Annotated in this window: 20 protein-coding genes and 3 pseudogenes; 14 read left to right on the plus strand and 9 right to left on the minus strand. The window is 66.1% G+C overall.

Annotated elements, in window-relative coordinates; all coding sequences use genetic code 11:
* Window positions 1–2 precede the first annotated feature (2 nt).
* Together EJ105_RS21950 and EJ105_RS21955 are read right to left on the minus strand one after the other, a co-directional pair.
* Window positions 3–1,049, minus strand: a complete 1,047-nt coding sequence (locus tag EJ105_RS21950) for a cytochrome-c peroxidase (RefSeq protein WP_250168011.1) — start codon at window positions 1,047–1,049, stop codon at window positions 3–5.
* Between the two features lie 23 nt (window positions 1,050–1,072).
* Window positions 1,073–1,858 (minus strand): transporter substrate-binding domain-containing protein, encoded by a 786-nt coding sequence (locus EJ105_RS21955; protein WP_250168056.1) that lies wholly within the window; start codon window positions 1,856–1,858, stop codon window positions 1,073–1,075.
* 228 nt (window positions 1,859–2,086) lie between these two features.
* Here EJ105_RS21955 and EJ105_RS21960 point away from each other — a divergent pair, with 228 nt between their 5' ends.
* From EJ105_RS21960 to EJ105_RS21975, 4 genes are all read left to right on the plus strand, one after another.
* On the plus strand, window positions 2,087–3,190 hold the full coding sequence (locus EJ105_RS21960) for an ABC transporter substrate-binding protein (RefSeq protein WP_250168012.1): 1,104 nt from the start codon (window positions 2,087–2,089) through the stop codon (window positions 3,188–3,190).
* An 86-nt stretch (window positions 3,191–3,276) separates the two neighbouring features.
* Window positions 3,277–4,128 carry an ABC transporter permease gene (locus tag EJ105_RS21965; RefSeq protein WP_250168013.1) on the plus strand — a complete coding sequence of 284 codons (852 nt, stop codon included), beginning with the start codon at window positions 3,277–3,279 and terminating at the stop codon, window positions 4,126–4,128.
* Window positions 4,129–4,148: 20 nt separating this feature from the next.
* Window positions 4,149–4,934, plus strand: coding sequence for an ABC transporter ATP-binding protein (locus tag EJ105_RS21970; protein WP_250168014.1), 786 nt, complete (start codon window positions 4,149–4,151; stop codon window positions 4,932–4,934).
* Entirely contained in the window at window positions 4,931–5,389 is a 459-nt protein-coding gene (locus EJ105_RS21975) for a tetratricopeptide repeat protein (protein WP_250168015.1), read from the plus strand. Before EJ105_RS21970 ends, EJ105_RS21975 begins: the two co-directional genes overlap by 4 nt.
* A gap of 10 nt (window positions 5,390–5,399) precedes the next feature.
* On the opposite strand, the gene EJ105_RS21980 is transcribed toward EJ105_RS21975, so the two are convergent.
* Window positions 5,400–6,731: an LLM class flavin-dependent oxidoreductase gene (locus EJ105_RS21980; RefSeq protein WP_250168016.1), complete on the minus strand. Its 1,332-nt coding sequence runs from the start codon at window positions 6,729–6,731 to the stop codon at window positions 5,400–5,402.
* Between the two features lie 43 nt (window positions 6,732–6,774).
* Complete coding sequence (locus EJ105_RS21985; protein WP_394042670.1) at window positions 6,775–7,788, minus strand: aliphatic sulfonate ABC transporter substrate-binding protein; 1,014 nt, start codon at window positions 7,786–7,788, stop codon at window positions 6,775–6,777.
* 215 nt (window positions 7,789–8,003) lie between these two features.
* Between EJ105_RS21985 and EJ105_RS21990 the strand changes: the two genes are divergently transcribed.
* The 10 genes and pseudogenes from EJ105_RS21990 (at window position 8,004) to EJ105_RS22035 (ending at window position 16,728) form a co-directional block, all read left to right on the plus strand.
* Window positions 8,004–8,642: a cysteine dioxygenase family protein gene (locus tag EJ105_RS21990; RefSeq protein WP_250168017.1), complete on the plus strand. Its 639-nt coding sequence runs from the start codon at window positions 8,004–8,006 to the stop codon at window positions 8,640–8,642.
* Between the two features lie 4 nt (window positions 8,643–8,646).
* Entirely contained in the window at window positions 8,647–10,269 is a 1,623-nt protein-coding gene (locus tag EJ105_RS21995; RefSeq protein WP_250168018.1) for a rhodanese-related sulfurtransferase, read from the plus strand.
* Window positions 10,270–10,861: 592 nt separating this feature from the next.
* On the plus strand, window positions 10,862–11,992 hold the full coding sequence (locus tag EJ105_RS22000; RefSeq protein WP_250168019.1) for an ABC transporter substrate-binding protein: 1,131 nt from the start codon (window positions 10,862–10,864) through the stop codon (window positions 11,990–11,992).
* A 133-nt stretch (window positions 11,993–12,125) separates the two neighbouring features.
* Window positions 12,126–12,998: an ABC transporter permease gene (locus tag EJ105_RS22005; protein ID WP_250168020.1), complete on the plus strand. Its 873-nt coding sequence runs from the start codon at window positions 12,126–12,128 to the stop codon at window positions 12,996–12,998.
* A gap of 12 nt (window positions 12,999–13,010) precedes the next feature.
* Window positions 13,011–13,808: an ABC transporter ATP-binding protein gene (locus tag EJ105_RS22010; protein ID WP_250168021.1), complete on the plus strand. Its 798-nt coding sequence runs from the start codon at window positions 13,011–13,013 to the stop codon at window positions 13,806–13,808.
* Window positions 13,809–13,832: 24 nt separating this feature from the next.
* A complete protein-coding gene (locus EJ105_RS22015; RefSeq protein WP_051679069.1) occupies window positions 13,833–14,264 on the plus strand; it encodes a MerC domain-containing protein in 432 nt (143 codons plus the stop codon).
* A 290-nt stretch (window positions 14,265–14,554) separates the two neighbouring features.
* Window positions 14,555–15,143, plus strand: a pseudogene (locus EJ105_RS28125) (transposase); the annotation flags it as partial.
* A pseudogene (locus EJ105_RS28130) lies at window positions 15,119–15,346 on the plus strand (IS30 family transposase); the annotation flags it as partial. The pseudogenes EJ105_RS28125 and EJ105_RS28130, both read left to right, overlap by 25 nt.
* Window positions 15,347–15,391: 45 nt before the next feature.
* Window positions 15,392–15,664: pseudogene (locus EJ105_RS27875) on the plus strand (integrase core domain-containing protein); the annotation flags it as partial.
* A gap of 152 nt (window positions 15,665–15,816) precedes the next feature.
* Window positions 15,817–16,728 carry a LysR family transcriptional regulator gene (locus EJ105_RS22035; protein ID WP_250168022.1) on the plus strand — a complete coding sequence of 304 codons (912 nt, stop codon included), beginning with the start codon at window positions 15,817–15,819 and terminating at the stop codon, window positions 16,726–16,728.
* 85 nt (window positions 16,729–16,813) lie between these two features.
* Here the strand turns inward: EJ105_RS22035 and EJ105_RS22040 are convergent, their stop codons facing one another.
* The 5 genes from EJ105_RS22040 to EJ105_RS22060 all read right to left on the minus strand — a co-directional run bounded on the left by EJ105_RS22040 (window position 16,814) and on the right by EJ105_RS22060 (window position 21,831).
* Window positions 16,814–17,638, minus strand: coding sequence for a hypothetical protein (locus tag EJ105_RS22040; protein WP_250168023.1), 825 nt, complete (start codon window positions 17,636–17,638; stop codon window positions 16,814–16,816).
* A gap of 236 nt (window positions 17,639–17,874) precedes the next feature.
* Entirely contained in the window at window positions 17,875–18,675 is an 801-nt protein-coding gene (locus tag EJ105_RS22045; RefSeq protein WP_250168024.1) for an HpcH/HpaI aldolase/citrate lyase family protein, read from the minus strand.
* A complete protein-coding gene (locus EJ105_RS22050; RefSeq protein WP_250168025.1) occupies window positions 18,669–19,520 on the minus strand; it encodes an HTD2 family dehydratase in 852 nt (283 codons plus the stop codon). The genes EJ105_RS22045 and EJ105_RS22050 overlap by 7 nt, the downstream gene beginning before the upstream one ends.
* A complete protein-coding gene (locus EJ105_RS22055) occupies window positions 19,517–20,656 on the minus strand; it encodes a CaiB/BaiF CoA transferase family protein (RefSeq protein WP_250168026.1) in 1,140 nt (379 codons plus the stop codon). The genes EJ105_RS22050 and EJ105_RS22055 overlap by 4 nt, the downstream gene beginning before the upstream one ends.
* A gap of 11 nt (window positions 20,657–20,667) precedes the next feature.
* Window positions 20,668–21,831, minus strand: a complete 1,164-nt coding sequence (locus EJ105_RS22060; RefSeq protein WP_029557397.1) for an acyl-CoA dehydrogenase family protein — start codon at window positions 21,829–21,831, stop codon at window positions 20,668–20,670.
* Window positions 21,832–21,916 lie beyond the last annotated feature (85 nt).

Below are 21,916 nucleotides of genomic sequence, written 5' to 3' on the forward strand. Positions count from 1 at the left end.
GATCAGAGGGCGTTGAGAAACGCGACCAGCGCCGCCTTCTCCGCCTCGGTCAGGCCGAGCGGGCGGATATGGGGTGAGAGGCGGGCGGCGTCCCGGTAGAGGGGACGGGCCGCCTCCTCCGCGTTCCGCGCCCAGACCTCGCCACCGCCGCGATCGTAGAAATTGACCACACCGGCGAGGGTCGGAAACAGTCCGTTGTGCATATAGGGCTGACTGGCACCGATATGCCGTAGAAACGGGGTCCTGAACCTACCGACATCGTCTCGACTGTCAGTCGCCTCGAACCGCCCGAGATCCTGCGCCGGCTCGCCGAAGAAGGAGAGCCGCAGATTGTGGAACAGGCCATCGGAAAGCATTGGCCCGAAATGACAATTCATGCACCGGGCCTTGGTGCGAAAGAGGTGCAGGCCGGCGAGTTCGATGTCGTTCAGGGCGGTGTGATCGCCCTCGATGAAGCGGTCGAACCGGGTGGGGGTGTCGATAGTATTCAGGTAGGCAACGAGGGCTTCCGCCAGGGCCCGCGCGGTCAGCCCCTCCGCTCCAAAGACCCCCCGGAACTCCCCCTCCAGCTCGGTCCCGGCGATACGGGCGAGGGCCGAAATAAGGTCCCGTCCCATCTCCGTGGGGTCGCTTAAAGGCGCGAGGACGCGGGCGGAGAGGTCGCTGCCCCGGCCATCCCAGTCAAACCGGGAGCGGGTCGCAACCAATTGCAATGAAGGCGGATTTCTCCGTCCCCACGCGCCCCCGATACCACGCCCCACCCGCTCGGGCACGCTGAATCCATGCGCCGGATCGTGGCAGGAAGCACAAGCGACTTGCCCGTCCTCCGACACCCGGGGGTCGGCGAATAGCTTCGCCCCCAGCACGGCCTTGGGTCTAGGAGGCTCTGGCAGCGGCGGCACCCCCATCTCCACAAAGGCCACAGCGGCATCGATGTCCGGACGCGGCCATGAGGCCGGCGCTCCGGCATAGGCAGCCCGCAGCTCCCCGCCCCGTTCTTCCGCCTTGGAAAACCCTGTACTGGCAAGGGTTAGCGCCACCAGCAGCACGGGGCGAAGGGCGCGAGCGGACCTCAATGGCAGTCCGCCGCCACCTGGTCGCGATAGACTTCGAACGAGACGGTAGACGCCCATTTCTCCCGCCGCTGCCGCCACCGCTCCGGGCTCGTCCCATCCTTGAGCGCGCCTGCAACCGCCTGAGCCAGATCAGTATTTCCCGGTGAGATGGCGACGACCAGCGACGTCGGCTCCACGGCCGGCAGGGTCGCGGAGAATTTCTGCCACGAGAGCTTGGTGAACAAGGGATCGAGCAGCCCCCGGTCGTGGATGGTGGCATCGCACGCGCCGGTTCGCACATTCATGAGCGCAACAGCCGGTGCCCGCTCGATTTTCACTGTTGCACCGAGGCGTTGGGCGAGGTCGCGGCCATGGCGGTTGGCCTCCGATGCGCAGACCACCCGGCCCTTCAAGTCGGCCCAGGACGCGAGCGGACGGTCCGAGCGCATGGCGATGCTCAGGCCGGATTCAAAACCCGTCTCGACAATCCGGGCGCGCTGTCTCAGCCCATCTCCAGCTCCGGCGCGGGCCACCACGAGATCGACATCGCCGCCGGCAAGCGCCTGCACGGCATCATCCGGCGCCACGAGGACGAGTTCCGGACGGACACCCATTCCCCGTGCGATCTCGGCCGCAAGGTCCAGATCGAATCCTTCCTCGGCATAGAGACGCATGTCCGGCGTCTCCGGAGGCGGCAGCCAGCCGACGCCGATGCGCAGCGTCCCGCCCACCCGGTTGTTCGCGTGGGCACCGGCGCCCCGCGGCGCAAGAAGGAGCAAGGCGGCGGCCAGCGCGCCGGCCATCGCCGCCACGAATATTGCCACGAGGAATAGAGGAGGCCGGTAGAGCCGGGCCATTGGCGTGGCAATCCCTTGAAATGATTGGATCGAGGGGGAGCGGAGTGCGGACGGCGCCCTCTGCGGGCAAAACATCGCTTGATATTTTCTATAAAATCACTCGATTATATCAAAATTGCAAGCGGTGCCCGTGATCGGCGCCCTGCCCCGCTCACCATCCTTCGGGAGAGATCCATGCCCCGCCTATCCCTGCCGACATCCCGAACCGGCCGCGCCCTCGCCTTCTCCGTGCTTGCCGCTTCCGCCCTTCTGGCAACCTCGCTCTCCGGCGGCAGCCCGGCCGCCCGTGCCGACGAGCCGCTGACCGCCATCAACCTGCAGCTGACGCCCTGGACGGTGATCGCGCAGGAGAAGGGCATCTTCAAAGACGAATTTGACCGGATCGGCGTCAAGAAGGTGAACCTCATTGCCTCCGGCGGCGCCGACCTCGTGGGGGCCGAATCCGCGGCAGTGAATAACGGCGCCATCGCCATCGCCCAGCGCATGATCTATCCGGCCACCGTGCACCGCGCGAACGGCCTCGACGGCGTGGTCATCTGGGCGTCCGAGCCCTCCAACCGCTATCGCGCGCCCATCCTTGCCCGTGCAGACAATGACAAGATCAACTCGGTGGCCGATCTCGACGGCAAGAAGTTCGGATCGAGCCGCATCTCCTGCTACTGGTCCTCGCCGTTCGAGATGACGACCAAGGCTGGCCTGCCGTTCGACTCCCGAGATAAGCAGGGCCGGATCCGCTACACGTCCATCGACAATTCGGCTGTCGCCATCACATCCGTCCTCACCGGCGCAACGGACGCGACCACGGCGCATCTGGCTGCCGGGGCCTTCGCTGGAGCCTGGCTCTCCGGCAAGCTGAAGGTCATCGGCCGCTCGCCCGACGACGGCGTGTATGTGAACAATGCCGGCCGCGTCACCTACTTCGCCCGGCGCGATTTCGTGAACAAGTATCCACAGGTGGTCAAAGCCTTCCTCGCCGCGCGCGAACGCACCCGCGAGTGGACCTATGACCATGTGGACGAGGCGGCCCAGATCGTCGCCGATAAGACCCGCGTGCCCGTCGAAGTCGCGAAGTTTCAGATCAGCCATGCGGGCGAATGGGAATTCATGGCCGGCGAGCCCAATGCCGACCGCGCCCGCAACGCCATCAAGACGTTCCAGGCTTGGTACGTGGCCAATGGCGACGACATTCTCGCCGAACGCAGCCTCACCGAGGCACAGATCGACGCCTTCATCGACGGGCGCTTCTTCGCCGGCGGCGAATACTCGATCTACAACTGATCGGATCCGGCCTGAACTCAACCGCCGGGACGAAATCCCGGCGGCGACGTCCTTAATTCCTCTCGTTTCCAGCCGGATGCCTCAGCATGTCCAACACATCCGACACCATCGAGGCCGCGGCGGTCGAAGCGGCCACCGTGGACCTGCCGGCGCACGCCGAAGCTACCGGTCGGCGTGGGCTTCAGTTGCCCAACCTCACCGGCTTCATTCTGCCTTTCATCATCCTGGTCCTGTGGCAGGCCGCGGCGACCTACAAATGGATCGATCCGGTCTTTCTGCCCGCCCCCCTGACGGTGATGACGGCATTCTGGAAGATGCTGACCAAGCAGAAGCTGGCTTTCGACTTCCTCGCCTCCATCAACATCGTCGGGCAGGCCTTCATCTATGGATCGGCCGCCGCGCTCCTGCTCGGCATCGCCGCCGGGCTGTCGCGCAAGGTCGAGGAATTCTTCGGCCCCACCTTCGATACGATCCGCCATATCCCGGGCATTGCCTGGCTGCCGCTCATCGTGCTCTGGCTCGGCATCGGCGCGCCGGCGAAGATCCTGGTCATTGCCAAGTCCGTCTTCTTCCCTGTGTTCCTCAATACGCTGCAGGGCATCCGCAACGTGGAGAAGAACTATATCGAACTCGCCAAGGTGCTCACGCTCACCCGTTGGCAGCTTATCCGCAAGGTCATCCTGCCTGCCGCCATGCCATCCATCATGGTGTCGCTGCGCTATGCGGCGGGCCTCGCCTGGGCGCTCGTTGTGGTGGCGGAGGGGCTTTCCGGCCTTGAGGGCCTCGGCTTCCTCATCTTCCGCGCCCAGGGCCTGCTGCTCACCGACCAATTGCTCGTCTGCATGGTCATCATCGGCCTCGTGGGCTTCGCCATCGACCGCTCCATGTTCCTCGCGCAGAAGCGCGTGCTGAAGTGGAAGCAGGGCTACGACGGCTGAGCCGGACGAAAGGAAAAACCATGGCCACGCCAGGACACCTCACCATCCGCAACGTCTCCAAGACCTATTCCCTCCCCGGTCGCCCGCTGGTGAACGTGCTCTCGCGCGTGAACCTAGACGTGGAGCCCGGCGCCTTCGTCACCATTGTCGGCCCGTCAGGCTGCGGCAAATCGACTCTGCTGCGGCTCATCATCGGCCTCGATGATGACTACAAAGGCGAGATCGAGCTGAACGATAAGCGCATCGTCGGCACCGCGCTCAGCCGTGGCATCGTCTTCCAGGATCATCGACTGCTGCCGTGGCTGACGCTGGAACAGAATATCGGCCTGAGCCTAGAGAATTCCGGCTGGACGCGGGCGGAGAAGGACCTCGCGGTGCGCGAGCATATCGCGCTGGTGAGTCTCTCCGGGTTCGAGAAGGCCTATCCGCATGAGCTTTCGGGCGGCATGGCGCAGCGCGCCGCCATCGCCCGCGGTCTCGCCAGCCGCCCGGAAATCCTGCTGCTGGACGAGCCGCTGGGGGCCCTCGACGCGCTCACCCGTATCCATCTGCAGGACGAGATCCAGCGCATCTGGGAGGTAGAGGGTGTCACGATGATCCTCGTCACCCACGATGTGGAAGAGGCCATCTTCCTCAGCAACAAGGTGGTGGTGATGGCCGCCAAGCCCGGACGCATCGTCGAGACGCTGGACATCGACCTTCCCTTCCCGCGTGACCGCGCGGCCCCGGCATTCGTGGCCCTCAAGCGGCGCATCCTCACCGCCATGGGAGAGGATGGCGGCAAGCCCACCGCCCGCGCAGCATGAAGACCGGCATCATTCAAGTCGCGGCCCTGCTGGCGCTGGCGATCCTAGCGGCTTCGGGCCCGACGCGGGCCATGGACACTGCGCCCTCAACGGATCTGCCGGACCTCTCGGAGAGCCGCGCCGCGCTCTATGCGGGCGACTACGAGCGGGCGCTGGCTTTGCTCGAACCGCTCACTGCCACGGTGCGCCACGCCGACCTCTACAACCTGCTCGGGTTCGCCAACCGCAATCTCAAGCGCTACGACGCAGCAGCGCGCTGGTACAAGGAGGCCCTGTTCTACGATCCGGTGCACCGTCCGGCGATCGAGTATCAGGGGGAGCTGTTCATCGCAATCGGCGACTTCAAGGGCGCCGAAAAGAACCTCGAACTCCTGCGCCTTCTGTGCTTCCCATCGGGCTGCGAGGAGCATGAGAAGCTTCGCAAGGCCCTCGTTGCTGCCGGACGCAATTCCTGAGAGACTTCGATCAGGCGTCCAGGAAAAAGCGATTGGGCGGGCGCGGCAGGCCGAGGTGCTCGCGCAGGGTGGTGCCTTCGTATTCCCGACGGAAGATGCCGCGCCGCTGCAACTCCGGCACCACTTTGTCCACGAAGGCATCGAGACCCTCGGGCACGAACGGGAACATGACGTTGAACCCGTCCGAGCCCTCGGTGACGAGCCATTCCTCCATGGCATCCGCGATGGTCCGCGGCGTTCCCACGAAGGAGAGCCCGCCATAGCCGCCGAGCCGCTGCGCCAGCTGGCGCACAGTGAGATTTTCCGCCCGCGCCAAGGCAATCGCCCGCTCGCGCCCGCTCTTGCTGGCATTGGTGGGCGGGATTTCGGGCAACGGCCCATCCGGGTCGAAGCTTGAAGCGTCCACGCCAAGCGCGATGGAGAGGGCGGCAATGGCGCTTGCCTCGTGCACCAGGCCGTCGAGGCGGGCACGCGTCTCGCGCGCCTCATCGAGGCTGTCGCCCACCACGACCAGCGCGCCGGGAAGGATCTTGAGATGGTCGCGGCTGCGGCCGGCCTTCTCCACACGCGCCTTCACGTCCGTATAGAAGGCCCGGCCAGCCTCGATGGAATTGACCGCGGTGAACACCACCTCCGCCGTTTCCGCCGCCAGTTGCCGCCCGTCATCGGATGCGCCAGCCTGGACGATCACCGGCCAGCCCTGCACCGGGCGGGCGATGTTGAGGGGTCCGCGCACGGAAAAATGCTCGCCCTTGTGGTCGAGCACATGCATCCGCTCCGGATCGAAATAGAGCCCTGAGGCCGTGTCCCGCACGAAGGCATCGTCGGCGAAGCTGTCCCACAGGCCGGTCACGACCTCGTAGAACTCGCGGGCCCGGCGATAGCGGGCCGCGTGCTCCATCTGCTCGTCCTGCCCGAAATTGAGCGCGGCATCGGGATTGGAGGTGGTGACGATGTTCCACCCCGCCCGGCCACCGGAGATATGGTCCAGCGAGGCGAAGCGACGGGCGATGTGAAACGGCGCATCGAATGTGGTGGAGGCGGTACCCACGAGGCCGATGCGCTCCGTCGCCCCCGCGAGGGCGGAAAGCAAGGTGAAGGGCTCGAAGGATGTGACCGTGTGGCTGCGCTTCAATGCCTCGATGGGCATGTTGAGCACGGCGAGGTGATCCGCCATGAAGAAGGCGTCGAACTTGCCGTCCTCCAGCTTGCGGATGAACCGGCGCAGGTGGGCGATGTTGAAGTTGGCATCGGGGAAGGCGCCCGGATAGCGCCAGGCACCCGTATGGATGCTGACGGGGCGCATGAAAGCCCCGAGGTGCAGGTGGCGCTGTGCGGGCATCAGGTCTCTCGATAGGGACGGGGCAGACGCGGCGCGCGCCCGATCAGGGAGTGGCCGGCTTCCAGATAGCGGCGTCGGAGGCGTCGACCTTCTTCGGCAGGACGCCCTCGGCGAAGAAGACATCGGCAATCTTCTGCTGCTCGGCAAGGCCGGCCGGCGTCACCGCGCCCACCTTGTAGGAGCGACGGGCGTTGGCTTTTTCCACCGTCGGCGCGTCGATGCCCCAGAGGCCCGCGAGGATTTCGGCGGCGGGTCCGGGATTGGCCTTCACCCATTCGCCGGTGGCTTTCAGGCGCTCGAACAGCACGTCGAGCACCTTGCCGCCTCGCTTCGAGAAATCCTCGGTGGTTAGATAATAGCGCTTGTAGCTGGCAAGGCCGGTGCCATCCGCGAGCACCCGCGCGCCCGACTGGTTCTGCGTGCTGGCGAGGAAGGGGTCCCACGCCACCCAGGCGTCCAGATTGCCGCTGACGAAGGCAGCGCGGGCGTCGGCGGGGGTGAGATAGGCGGGGGTGACGTCGCGGATGGAGAGTCCCGCCTTGGCCAGCGCTACGAGCAGCAGATAGTGGCTGCCCGCGCCCTTGGTAACGCCGACCTTCTTGCCCTTCAACTGCTCCACCGTGGTAATGGGCGAGTTGGCCGGGACGAGGATCGCCTGGGCCGAGGGCGAGGGCGCCTCCTCCGCCACGTAGACTAGCTTTGCGCCCGCGGCCTGGGCGAAGACGGGCACGGTATCGGCCACGTCCGCGGAAAAATCGATGGCGCCGACATTCATCGCCTCGAGCAACGGCAGGCCGCTGGTGAATTCGTGCCACGTCACCTCGACGCCCAACGGCTCAAGCGCCTTCTCCAGCGTGCCATTGGTCTTCAGCACGGTGATGAGAGTGGACGAGCGCTGGTAGCCGATGCGCACCTTGGTCGGCGCGTCAGCCGCCGCGGCAGCGGTCGCCAGCGCCAGGGTCAGGGCGAGGCCGGCAGCGAGGGGCCAGGAAGCGCGGAAGAGACGAGCAATCCGAAGGCCACGAAACAGGAAAAAGCGAGCAAGAGACACGTTCATCACCTCAATGGGGAGACCGGCGGCTGGCATGAGAAAGACGGGAGAAGGGCGGCCCGACCGCGGGACGGCGACCGTTATCGACGAGGCAATGTCTATATTATCAATCGATCTTGTGTAAAGATGACTCGTGACGCCCTATACCCCCGGCATGCGCACGCAGACCGGCGGGCTGCGCCGCTCCACCGCTCTTCCAAAGCCACCAGACGGTCCTCCTCATGACGACACCGGAATCCGCCCTCGCGCCCGCCGACGCAGCTCCCATTACCCCTTTGCGCGACTTCGTCATCGCTTTTGGTGGATTGCTCGACGAGCACCCCGACGAGGCCCGCATCCTAGAGGACGGTTCCGCCCTGCTCGCCCGGCTGGTGGCACGGGACGACTGGCTACCGGAGGCCTTCGCGGCGCCCCACCCCACCTACTACCAGCAATATCTGCTGCACGCGGATTCGACGGAGCGATTCTCCATTGTCAGCTTCGTCTGGGGGCCGGGGCAGAAAACGCCGATCCACGATCACACGGTCTGGGGCCTCATCGGCATGCTCAGGGGCGCCGAATACAACCAGCCATTCGCGCTCGACACGGCCGGCCGGCCGGTCCCCTCCGGCGATCCGGACCGGCTCGAGCCCGGTGCCGTCGCGGCGGTCTCCCCGACCATCGGCGACCTGCATCGGGTCAGCAACGCCTTCGACGATCGGGTCTCCATCTCCATCCATGTCTATGGGGCCAATATCGGGGGTGTCCATCGCCACACCTATCCGGAGGACGGGCCGCGCAAGCCCTTCGTTTCCGGCTATAGCAACTCTACCCTGCCCAATCTCTGGGGCCGGTCCAAGGACGGCCGACGGAGCGCGTGACCCCATGACCTATATTGAGGTTGCCACCTTCCCCACCCTGTCGTTCGCGCAGGTGCGGGCGCGGCTCGCGGCGCGGCAGGAAACCGCCCTCCTCGACGTGCGCGAGGAAGACCCCTTCGCGCAGGAGCACCCGCTCTGGGCCGCCAACCTGCCGCTCTCGCGCATCGAGCTCGACGCCTACCGCCGCATCCCGCGCCGAGACGCGGTGCTGGTGCTCTACGGCAGCCACGACGGCGAGGACCTCGCGCCCCGGGCCGCCCGCAAGCTGATCGCGCTGGGCTATAGCGCCGTGCATCTTCTCGAGGGCGGGCTCGAAGCCTGGCGCGCGGCGGGCGGAGAGCTGTTCCGCGACGTGAACGTGCCGTCCAAGTCCTTCGGCGAGTTGGTGGAGCACGAGCGGCACACGCCCTCCCTGTCCGCCGAGGAGGTGTCGCAGCTGATCGCGGACGAGGCCGACATGGTGGTGGTCGACGCCCGGCGCTTCGATGAATACCGCACCATGAGCATTCCCACCGCCACCAGCGTGCCGGGCGCCGAACTGGTGCTGCGCGTACGCGAGCTGGCGCCCGATGCCGCCACGCGGGTGGTGGTGAACTGTGCCGGGCGCACCCGCTCCATCATCGGCACCCAGTCCCTCGTCAATGCCGGCCTGCCGAACCCCGTGGCCGCGCTGCGCAACGGCACCATCGGCTGGCTTCTCGCCGGCCAGACGCTGGACCACGGCGCCGACCGCCGGCCGCCGGAACCAACTGCCGCCACCCGCGCCGCCGCCCGCGCGGATGCACAGGCCGTGGCCGCGCGGGCGGGCGTCCGCTCCCTCGCCTATCCGGGCCTCTCGGGCTTCCTCGACCCGGAGCACACCACCTATCTCCTCGATGTCCGCACGCCGGAGGAATATGATGCGGGCCACCTGCCCGGCTTCCTCAGCGCCCCGGGCGGCCAGCTGGTGCAGGAGACGGACCACCACGCGCCTGTGCGCGGCGCCCGCTTCGTGCTGTTCGATACGGACGGGGTGCGCGCGCCCATGACCGGCTCCTGGCTGGCGCAGATGGGCTGGGAGGTGCATGTGCTCGAAGACGTCCCGGCCGCAGCGCTGAGCGCGACCGGCGCCGCCCCTCCCGACCGCCCGCCTCTTCCCGAGGTGCCGCTCATCACCGCCGCCGCGCTGGCCGAGGCGCGCGACGGGGCGCAGGACGATCCCGCGGCGCTCCAGATCATCGATGTTTCACCCGGCGCGGATTATGTCCGCGGGCATATCCCCGGCGCATGGTACGCCATCCGCGCCCAGCTCGGCGCGGCGCTGGAGACCATCCCGGCGGCGCGGCGCTATGTGGTCACCTGCGGCGCCGGCATCCTCGCCCGCTTCGCCGTGGCGGACCTCGCCGAACACCTCGGCCCCACTGCGGAGGTTTTCGTGCTCGACGGCGGAAACGCCGCCTGGCGTGCCGCCGGCCATCCGCTGGCACAGGGCGAAACCCGCCTCGCCGTGCCGCGGACGGATCGCTATCGCCGCCCCTATGAGGGAACGGACGCGCCGCGTTTGGCGATGCAGGCCTATCTGGACTGGGAGTTCGGCCTCGTCGCCCAGCTCGCCCGCGACGGCACGCATCACTTCCGGGTCGTCTGAGGGGAAGCCGGCGGGCCTGGCCAGCCACCGGACAGGGGCGGCCAGACGCTCCCGGCCGATGCCCGCCGAGGGTGACAGGCGCGGCCGCGTCTGACTAACAATATATAAAATCGAAGGCAAAATTATAAATTTGATTATTCTGCTTTTGTCGAGGCTTCAGTCGGGTGGGGCGCGTTTTCGAGCGGCGTGAACTCCGGTTCACACGTAGAGAACACGCACACTCACTGACGAGATCGCGTCTTGACGGCTCGAACTCCAGCCCATCCCGCGCGTGTTCCATCGCCTCAACCGCATTCGATACGCAGATGCCGCTGACGCACGTCCGGCGGCTCCGTTGGATGACGCGTCGACTGCGGCTTTGCTCCCCGGTCAAGCGGATGCATGGCCTCCTGCGGCGTCGGCAACTGCGTCCTCCACCTGATGGTCCGATGCGCGCCTGACCTGCGAGAGAGCGCTGAAACGCGCGCGACGGCAACTTAGGCCAAATTGCCCCGTTGCTTTTTCAATTAAATAAATAGATTAAATATAAAACATCACCCACCCGCCGTTGCTGGCGTGGATCACGATCTTGCCCGATGATGGAGTTTCCCCCATGTGCGAAGCCTGCAACAACAATGACATCGAAGCGTTTGCCAAGGCGTCCGCGCAGGCAGATTCGCCCGGCGTCGACCGCCAGCGCCGTTCGGTGCTTGCCGCTGCTGCTGCGGGTCTGGTCGCGGCGCTCACGCCTGCAGTCTTCCGTCGGCAGGCCCACGCGGCCGAGAGCGGCAAGTTCCGCGTTGGCTACATCGCCGAGCCGGCCCACGGTCTTCATTTCATCGCCAAGGAGAAGGGCTACTTCAAGGACGAAGGCCTGGATGTCGAGCTACTGCAGTTCAAGTCGGCGGGCGAGGGCCTGACCGCGCTCAAGTCGGGACAGCTGGACATCGGTACGTTCGGCTCAGCCGCGCCCCTCCTCTTCATCTCGCAGGGCACGCCCTTCACCATCTTCGGCGGCATGATGATCGGCGGACAGGCGCTCATCGCCCGACCGGAAACGGCGGCCGGACTAAAGGACATCGCAAGCTATCGCGGCAAGAAGCTCGGCCTCGTGCGGCTTTCCACCGGCGACGTGGTGTTCAGCGGCGCGCTGAAGAAGGCGGGCATCGATCCGAAGAAGGATATCGTCCGGATAGAGCTGCCGTCCCCCGGCGTGGTGGTGGAGGCGGTGAAGAAGGGGGAGGTGGACGTCGGCCTCGTTTTCTCCCCGCACTTCACGCTGGCGGAAAAGCAGGGGCTCGTCGTCTCCAACCTGATCGAGGACTTCTACGCCAACTATACCTGCTGCCGCCTGACGGCCAACACGGCCGATTTCGAGAGCCGCAAGGGCGAATACCAAGCCTATCTCAAGGGGCTGATCCGCGCCTACAAGGTCTATTCCACCGATCCGGAAGAGACGGTGCGCATCTTCACCACCTCGCTCAAGCTGGACGAGGCCATCATCCGTCGCGACACCTATACCCGCAAGGCATTCGCCTCCCATCCCGATCCCCTGCGCAAGGGCACGCTGGATTTCTGGCAGGCCATGGTCGACGCGGACTATGTGGCCGCGAAGGACTACCCCGTCGCCAAGCATATCGACGTCGACGTCTACAAGGCGGCGCTCAACTCGGTCATCGCCCGCGAGCCCAACGACAAGGTCTTCGCGGAACTCGCCACGTTCTACGCCGCCAACAACGCCTGAGGTGCTGGTCTTGTCCTCCACGCAAATCCGAGCCGGCGGCGCCCACCCCGGCACACGGCCCGCAGCCCTTGGGCCGGGACGGGGCGCACCGGCAGGCCTGCACTGGTCCCAGACCCTGCCGGCGGGTGCGATCTTGGCCGGCCTGCTCCTAGCCAGCGCCTGGCCCGGATCTGAGGAGGGGTTTCCCCTTTACCTCGTCCTGTTCGCCGTCGGCGTCGGCGTGGTCGCGCTGGCCCGGTGGCGGCTGGCCGGTTCAGACGTAGCACGCCAGTCGGTGTGCGACGTCGCGGCGATCCTCTACGCTATTCTTCTCGCCTGGCAGCTCGCGACGGCCCACTTTGCCGCCCTGGACCCGATGTTGTTTCCGCCCCCCGAACTGACGCTCCGGCTGTTCGTGAAGGAGCTGCCGGATCTGCTCTACTGCCTCAGATCCTCCCTGATCCTTCTCGTATCGGGGTTCGGAGCCGCGCTCGCGCTGTCGCTGCCGCTGGGCCTGTATGTGGGATGGCATACGCGGCTGCATCACGCCGTCAGCCCGTTCACAAAGATCCTCGGCACCATACCGCCGGTGGTCTTCATTCCCTACATCGTCCACGTCCTGCCGTCGTTCAAGAGCGCCTCCATCGTGGTGATCTTCATCGGCGCCTTCTGGCCGATCTTCATAAATACGGTGGCGGGCGTCTTCAACGTGCCCAAGGGCCTGATCGATTCCGGGCGGGTCCTCAACCTCAGCACCCGCAAGATGCTCCTGCGCGTCGTGCTGCCGGCCGCCCTGCCCTCGATCTGCACCGGCGCCTCCCTTGCCCTGGGCTTCTCCTTCCTGCTGCTGACGGCGGCGGAGGTCATCGGCGCCAATTCGGGCATCGGATGGTATGTGCACTACTTCTCCGATTTTGCCGATTATCACCGGGTGGTCGTGGGCATCATCTTCATCGGCATCGTCGTGGTAGCGATCACCCTCGCCACCGAGCGGCTTGAACGCCACCTCCTGCGCTGGCGCAGTTGAAGGAGAAAAGCCGTGACCAAGTGCGTCGAAATCGAGAACCTCTCCTTCGCCTATCGCGGCAATCTCGTGCTGCGCGGCGTCAACATCACGGCGGAAGGTGGTGACTTCGTCTGCCTGCTGGGCCCGTCCGGCTGCGGGAAGAGCACGCTGCTGCGCCTCATCGCCGGGCTTGAGCGGCCGGATGCCGGCAGCATCCTTATCGGCGGTGCGGCGGTGTCGGGGCCGGGCCTTGATCGCGGCGTGGTGTTCCAGGACTATTCGCTCTTTCCCTGGCTCACAGCAGGCGAGAACCTCGTCTTCGCCCTGGAGCAGGCCTTCCCGGACCGCCGCCGGCGGGACCACGTGGAGGACGCACGCGCGCAGCTCGGCCGCGTCCACCTGGAAGGCGCCTTCGACAAGCTGCCCTCGCAATTGTCCGGCGGCATGCGCCAGCGCGTGGCCATCGCCCGCGCCTTCGCCACCGATCCGCCCCTGCTGCTCATGGACGAGCCCTTCGGCGCCCTGGACGCGGTGACGCGGGCGCATCTGCAGGAACATCTCCTCGCCCTGTGGCAGACCCCGTCGGGCGCGGCGAAGACGGTGTTCTTTGTCACCCACGATGTGGACGAGGCGATCCTGCTCGCGAGCACTGTGGTGGTCCTCGGCGCCAATCCCGGACGGATCCGCGGCGTGTTCGATATCGACGTGGCGCGCCCCCGCTCGCGTCAGTCCATCCAGTCGAGCCCGCGCTACCTCGCACTGCGAGCCGCCATGGTCGATCTTCTCTACGAGAGAAGCGACGATGCGGGCGATGCCGGCACCCCTCAATAGCCCCTAATCCGACGAGACACGGACATGACGGACACGCCCCAGACCAATTCCTCGCCGCTTTCGGTGCTGACCGCATGGCTGCGTCGGCCGTGGGTGGACATCGCCGCCACTTCGGTATCTCTGCTGTGCCTGCTACATTGCATCGTCCCGCCTTTGCTCATCCTCCTGTTTCCGCTTCTCGCTTATGAGATCGAGCTGCCGGAATACATTCACGTCGTGCTGCTGGCGGCGGCCATCCCCCTCAGCCTCATCGCCTTGCGACAGGGCCTGAAGGATCATGGCAAGGTATTGCTCGTGGTGCTCGGCGTGCTCGGCCAAGGTATTGTGGCCTTCGGTGTCCTGAGCGAATCCGTGCCAGTGCTCGAAACCGGCCTGACCGTCATCGGCGTGAGCATTGTCGCGCTGGTACACCTGCTGAACTGGCATATCCGCCGCCGCAAGAACGCACTAAACTGATGGGTTGGATGCCCCCTCCGGCCGGCGTCGTAGATGTCTGCGCAGCGCTTTCGCGGCGCTTGCATGGGAGGAGCACATGCCGATGTTCATGTCCTCGCGATCGACCTGGCCAAGCGGAGCTTCCAGGTCTGCGGCACGGATCGGGGCGGGCGGTTCTGTTCAACCGGACGGTGTCCTGCGCCAAACTGATCCAGCTATTGACTGCGCAATCGCCCTGCATCGTGGCGATGATCCTCCCCCGTTTTGGTGGACACCCATGTTAGCTTTTATGAGCTTCACCGGAGTGTTCGATGGGCGCACGGCGTCGGGTGTTTCCAGGGGCGTTCAAGCGGGAGGCGGTTGAGCGGGTGGCCTCCAGCGGCCTTTTCACCTCACAGGTGGCGCAGGAACTGGGGCCGCACGAGACGGTGCTGCGCCGGTGGGTGAGAGACCTCGCCCCCCAGGCGACGGAGCCGGCGCGGCGCCCGATCCCGCAGGCGGCGGCCCCGTCGCCGGCAGATCTGGCTGCCGAGAATGCCCGGCTCAGGCGGGAGAACGAACGCCTACGGATGGAGCGCGACATCTCGAAAAAAGGCCTTGCTCATCTTCGGAGCGGCCTCCCGATGAAGTTCGGGTTCGACGATGAGCATCGCGCTGTGTGGCCGGTCAGTGTGATGTGCTCGGCCTTGGGGCTGTCCGCCAGCGGCCATTGTGCTTGGCGTGCCCGTCCGGAGAGCTTGCGCGCACAGGCTGACCGGGCGCTCACCGATGACATCCGGCTGATCCACGCGGAGAGCAGCGGGACCTATGGTGCCCCCCGGATCCATGCAGTGCTGCGAGGGCATGGTCGGCGCGTGGGCCGTTCCCGGATCGAGCGGCTGATGCGCCGCGCCGGCACCCAGATCTACTTCTGCGATCCTCAGAGTCCGTGGCAGCATGGCACCAATGAGAACACGAATGGATTGCTGCGCCAGTACTTTCCAAAGGGTACGGATCTGAGCGCACACAGTGCAGAAACGATCGCCGCCGTTGCGGCAACCCTCAACGCAAGGCCCCGAAAAACCCTCGGCTGGAAGAGCTCAGCCGAAGCACTTGACCAGTGATTAGAATAGGATGGAACACAACTGTTGCGTCGACCGATTGAATCCGCCCAATATGCTGCCGAGGCCTACCGCGGGGCGCTTGCTACCGCGAGCATCACCCCATCCATGAGCCGCAGGGGCGATTGCTGGGACAATGCCCCCATGGAGAGCTTCTTCCACACGCTGAAAACCGAGCGGGTCCATCATCGACTCTATGCCACGAACGCCGAGGCAAGACGGGACCTGCTCGGATAGATTGAGGGCTTCTACAATTCCCGCCGCCTGCACTCCGCGCTCGGCTACATCAGCCCGGCCCAGATGGAACGTAGAGCGGCATAACCCCGTCCACTTTTTCGGGGGAAGATCACTCGCGAATTCCTCGCTGGCGGGTGCGGCGCTGTGCGGCAAGGTTAAGCGGGCGCCGCGGCCGAGCCTCATATCAATGACTGACGGGCGGCCACCGGACGCCTTCTTTCGGAGCGACTGACACAATGGACCGACTAACTGCTCTGAAAGTGTTCAAAACAGCTGCTCAGCTGGAGAGTTTCGCCGAAGCAGGTCGGCGCCTAGGCCTGTCGCCCGCTGCGATCAGCAAGAACATCTCCGAGCTGGAAGACCATCTTAAAGCGCGCCTGTTCAACCGCACGACCCGGCGCCTCAGCCTGACCGAGGCCGGCACCGCATACTTTGACCGCATCTCGCCGCTTCTGGATGGTCTGGAAGAAGCCGATGAGATGGTTGGTGCGTTGAACACCTCGCCGACAGGTGTTCTGCGTGTGACCGCGCCCCAATCTCTCACGCTCCATTGTCTTGGCCGGCTACCCGCTCGGTTGTTGCAGACCTATCCTGGGTTATCGATGCGGCTCGACCTGGACGATGGCAAGACCAACATCGTTGAAGAGGGCTACGACCTTGCCATACGCGGCAGCAGCCAGCTTGAGGACTCCAGTCTGATGGCGCGAAAGCTGATGGACCTGCCGCATGTCGTCTGCGCGGCTCCGACCTATCTCGAAGCCTGTGGGGCGCCCGGCCGGCCGGAAGATCTAAGGCGACACGAGTGTCTCACCTATGTGTTGTCGGATCATGCGGCGGAATGGCGTTTCAGTAGGGCCGGAGAAAGTATCGGCGTGGCCGTGCCCGGTCGCTTCTTCACGAATTCCAGCCTGGCGGTTCGGGACGCAGCCCTCGGAGGGCTCGGCATCGCCCTCCTGCCACGCCTTTATGTCGACAGGGATCTAAAAGAAGACCGTCTGCGGATCGTCCTCGACGATTGGATGCTCCCCGCTGCATCCGTTTATGCAATTTATCCGTCACGACACCACATTGCGCCCAAGCTTCGGGCGATCCTCGATGTCGTAGCGGAAGAATTGGCGGCGCGCACCGAGGACAAAACCTTTTTCTGAGTTTTGTGCGGCGCGTTAGCGTGGCGGAGCGCCCAGACACGCACGCGCCCTTGAGATGATCGGCGCGTGCGTGCTTCTGATGCGGCTAACGGGTGCCGTTCTTCGCGCGCTCAAGGAGCTTCGGAGGCGCGGCTTCGAAGTCGATCCACGGATTGTCGCCCAAGCACCCCGAGGCACGTGAGCTCACATCCTCATAGCGCATGACGAATTGCTCGGGGCCGTGGGCGTAGGCGACCACGAGACCATGCTTCGCGTCGAAGTAGCCACCGTGCGGCACCAGCCCCGGGTAGCTGATCCGCCACCCCTTGTCGGCTTCGGCGACCGCGCTGAAGCGAACCTTCGCCACGGTCCCGTCTTCGAGAACGAAGAACCAGGTGTAGGGCCCGCCCGAGATGATCGTCATAACCTCGTCGATAGCCTGACCGGCATCCGTGCGATTCACGTGCAAGCGTCCGAACTTTTTCATCAGGAACGCCACGGTGTCGGGGCCCAGAGCCTTCATGTCGTAGATCTTCGGATAGGGCGGCACCCCTTCCTCCGACGTGGTGAGAGATCCCCCGTCCTTCACCGCTGACTGCCGTCCCGCCTGATCGATCTCCCGGAGAAGAGCCTGGCGGTCGAGCGCGAAAATGGACAGCAGACGCCCCTGCTCCTGCGCATCGAGGCTCCGCATCCTGGATGTCTCGATAAGCGATCGGGCGCTTTCCGGGATCGGCACTTCCGAGACCCGGACACCGACCTTCAAGAGATGCGCGTTGACCGCGTCGAGACCGATGGCATCCGGGCGTCCATCACTGAACGACATGCGAACATATCTCGTCCCCTCGGGCTGCGGCTCGGCTTGCGCTGAAGGCACAAAGACGGTGCCGAGAAGGGCGACGGCCATGAGGCCTTGCTTGAAGAATGTCATATCAAATCCTCGCATGGGCCCCGCTTTCACTAGGGCACGAGATCTGATTTCGGTCTCGGCCGTCGAAATATTAGAGCAAGGCCAATGAAGACACTCTTCACCGGCAGTAGCGATAGGCGGGCTGCCTGTGCGAACGGCGAGCGGCCCCTGGCGGTCCTTCCAGTCGGAGCCCGTGTCGCAAGGCGTCCGCCTGGGCGGGCCGCGGCACAACGTCATGACGACGTGCGGCCCGGCTTCTAGCCGGCGGCACCGCCCCGCCGCGCGAGAATGGCGCGGGCGCGGATGCGGACTGGTTCGTCCACCATCGAGCCATCGACGGAAACGGCCCCAGCGCCGCTTGCCAGAACCCGCTCCGCCCAGGCGATCTCCGTCGCATCCGGCGCAAAGCCGGTGCGAATGGGGGCGATCTGCCGTGGATGGATGGCGAGCTTGCCGCCGAGTCCCAGCGTGCGGGCGCGGCGCGCGTCGTCCGCAGCCGCCGCAGCATCGTCGAGAGCGGTCGTGACCCCGTCGATCGGCGCCGGCAAGCCGGAGAGACGGGATGCCAGCACCAGTTCTGAACGGGCCGCGAACAAGGCCTCGGGCACATGGGCGCAACCGAGATCCGCGCAATAGTCCACCGAGCCGAAGGCCAGCCGCGCCACCGCCGGATGGGCGGCGAGCGCGCGTGCGACGGCAAGCCCCCGCGCTGTTTCCATCAAGGCCACCACCGGCACCGGACCAACAGCGTCGGCCACGCGGCTCACGACGTTGAAATCCTCCGCCTTGGGCAGCAGGACGGCGGCCGGCTGGAGCCGCGCCACGGCGGCGAGGTCCGCCGCATGCCACGCGGTTCCGGCCGCATTCACGCGCACCAGAACCGGCAGGTCGGTGAAGGCGCAATTCATCGCGGCCCGCGCCGCCTCCTTCGCCTCGGCCGGCACAGCGTCCTCCAGATCGAGGATCACCGCATCGGGGTGCGCGGCGGCGGCCTTCGCGAAGCGCTCGGGCCGATGCGCCGGCACGAAGAGGGGGACGATGATGTCGGCGATCACCACGCGGCCTCCGCGCTCATGGCGACGGGGCCGCCGGGCCGGGCGGTCCAGAGGCTGAGCCCTTCGGCCGTTTCCTCCGCATGGAGCATCAGCGGCGCATCGTCGAACACGGGGGAGTGGCCCCGGAACGTGAAGCGCGCCGGCGGCGTGCCGTGGATGTCGGTCGCGAACCGCAAGAGCCAGGTGGCCTGGAGCGGACCATGGACCACGAGGCCGGGATAGCCCTCCACCTGCGTCACATAGGGATGGTCGTAGTGGATGCGGTGCCCGTTGAAGGTCAGAGCGGAATAGCGGAACAGCATCGGCGCGGAGGTGTCGGCCGACCGGCAATGTCGTCCCTCGGTCGCGGGCGCAATCCCCGGAGCGGACGTCGCCATGCGGCCGGCCGCACGGTAGACGATGTCCTGCACTTCGCTGATCACCAGGCGTTCCCCCGACCAAATCTCGTGCCCGACGGCCACGAAGCAGAGGGAGCCGCTGCGGCCATGCTTCACCTGCACGTCCGTGACCGTGGAGACGCGGCGCACCTCGTCCTCCACCGCGATGTCGCCGGTGAACGCGAGGCTCCCGCCCGCCCACATGCGGCGGGGCAGCGGCACTGGCGGCAGGAACCCGCCGCGGGCCGGGTGCCCATCCGACCCCAGCGCACGGGTCTGCACCGCCGGCAGGGCGAGACACCAGTGCAGCATGCGAGGGGCCGCCGCGCCTACCGCCACGTCGCCGGGGTCGTCGTCGAAGGTGGCGCGGAAGCGGCGCACGAGATCCGCCGTGGCGCGCTCCGAGGCCTCCTCGCGCCGGCCGATCCACCGGCGCAGATCATCAATGTCGAGGGTCGCCGCATCCGTCATCGCGCCTTCTCCTCTTCAGGCGTGTGGGCACCAATGGCCGGCACCGGCCCATAGCTGCGCGGCGCGTCCACAAAGATCGGCCCCGGCGCGGGCAGGCGGACCGGACCGGCCGGCGTCTCCACGCAGATCCGGCGCAGGTGCGGATGGGCCGAGAGCCCGGCCATGTCGTTGATGAAGGCGAAGGCGACGCCGGCCGCCTCCACCCGTTGCGCCGCAAGGGCCGCATCGAGCGCGGCGAAGGCGTCCGCGACGGCGGCGTCGGTCTGCGTGCGGTTCTCGCAGCGGGCGATGTTGGTGGCGAAGCGCGGGTCCTGCGCGAACTCGGGCCTTTCGAGCACATGCCGCGCGAATGCCACCCATTCGCGGTCGCTTTGCACGGAGATCAGGATCTGCGACCCGTCGCGCGTATCGAACAGCCCATAGGGGGCGATGGAAGGATGGGCGAGGCCCATACGGCGCGGCGGCTTTCCGCCCTCGTGCTGCAGCAGGGGGACGGTGAGCCATTCGGCCGTCACGTCGAACATGGAGACGCGGATGTCCGCCCCCTGGCCCGTTGCAGCGCGGGAGATGAGGGCTTCGAGAATGGTGGCATGGGCGCTCGCGCCCGTTGCGATGTCCACCACCGAGAAGCCGACGCGGGCCGGTGCCTCCGGTCCCCCGGTGAGCGAGGCGAGCCCGCTTTCGGCCTGGACCAGAAGGTCATAGGCCTTGCGGTCCGCCAGCGGGCCCTCGTCGCCATAGCCGGAGATGGAGCAGATGATGAGGCGCGGGTGGGCGGCCCTGAGTTTTTCCCGACCGAGGCCGAGGCGCTCCAGCGCGCCGGGCTTCAGATTCTGCACCAGCACGTCGGCACCGGCGATGAGCGCCTCCGTTTCCGCCCGGCCCTCCGGCGAGGCGAGGTCGATGGCGAAGCTCTCCTTGCCCCGGTTGAGCCAGACGAAATAGCTCGACTGGCCATTGGCCACGTCGTCATAGCCGCGGGCGAAGTCTCCCTCCGGGCGCTCGACCTTGATGACCCGGGCGCCGGCATCGGCGAGGCGGGCGGTGCAGAAGGGGGCGGCCACCGCCTGCTCGATGGCGACAACCACGAGGCCGGCCAGCGGCAACGGCGCCGGACGATGAGGAACCTGTTCCAATTTCGGCCTCGTCAGAACGAGCGCGGCAGGCCGAGCACATGCTCGGCAACATAGCTCAGGATGAGGTTGGTGGAGATGGGTGCGACCTGGTAGAGGCGCGTCTCGCGGAACTTGCGCTCGATGTCGTATTCGCAGGCGAAGCCGAAGCCGCCGTGGAACTGGAGGCAGGCGTTGGCCGCTTCCCATGAGGCCTTGGCGGCGAGATACTTCGCCATGTTGGCCTGGGTTCCGCAGGGCTGGTGGGCGTCATAGAGCCGGCAGGCCTCGAAGCGCATGAGATTGGCCGCCTCCACCTCGATGAAGGCCTCCGCGATGGGGAATTGCACGCCCTGGTTCTGGCCGATGGGGCGGCCGAACACGACCCGCTCGTTCGCGTAGGCAGTCACCTTGTCGACGAACCAGTAGCCGTCGCCGATGCATTCGGCGGCGATCAACGTGCGCTCGGCATTGAGGCCGGTGAGGATGTATTTGAAGCCTTGGCCTTCCTCGCCGATGAGATTTTCTTCCGGAATCTCCAGACTGTCGAAGAACAGCTCATTTGTCTCGTGGTTCACCATGTTGAGGATGGGTTGGACCGTCATCCCCTTGGTCATAGCCTCCTTGATATCCACGATGAAGATGGAGAGGCCTTCAGACTTCTTCTTCACCTGGTCGAGGGGGGTGGTGCGGGCGAGCAGGATCATCAGGTCGGAATGCTGGACGCGGGAGATCCAGACCTTCTGGCCGTTGATGATGTAGCGGTCACCCTTCTTCACTGCCGTGGTCTTGATCCGTGTGGTGTCGGTGCCGGTGGTGGGCTCGGTGACGCCCATGGACTGGAGGCGTAATTCGCCGGCTGCGATCTTCGGCAGGTAGCGGTTGCGCTGTTCTTCCGAGCCGTGCCGCACCAGCGTGTTCATGTTGTACATCTGGCCGTGGCAGGCGCCGGAATTGCCGCCCGCGCGGTTGATCTCCTCCATGATCACGGACGCCTCCGTGAGGCCGAGGCCGGAGCCGCCGTACTCCTCGGGGATCAGCGCGGCCATCCAGCCGGCCCTGGTCAAGGCATCGACGAAGGCTTCCGGATAGGCCCGCGCCTCGTCCACCTTGCGGTGGTACTCGGCCGGGAAATCGGCGCACAAGGCACGCACCGCGTCCCGGATCTCCTGATACTGGCCGCTGCCAACGGTCTGCATTGTCCCTCTTTCCTCCCTCGGCCGCACCCTTTGAAACCACAGGAGCCGGCCTGCGGTCGATCGGCAAGGGGCCGACGACCTAAAC

Origin of the sequence: Xanthobacter aminoxidans (assembly GCF_023571765.1) — a bacterium.
In the GTDB taxonomy this organism is placed as follows: Bacteria; Pseudomonadota; Alphaproteobacteria; order Rhizobiales; family Xanthobacteraceae; genus Xanthobacter; species Xanthobacter aminoxidans.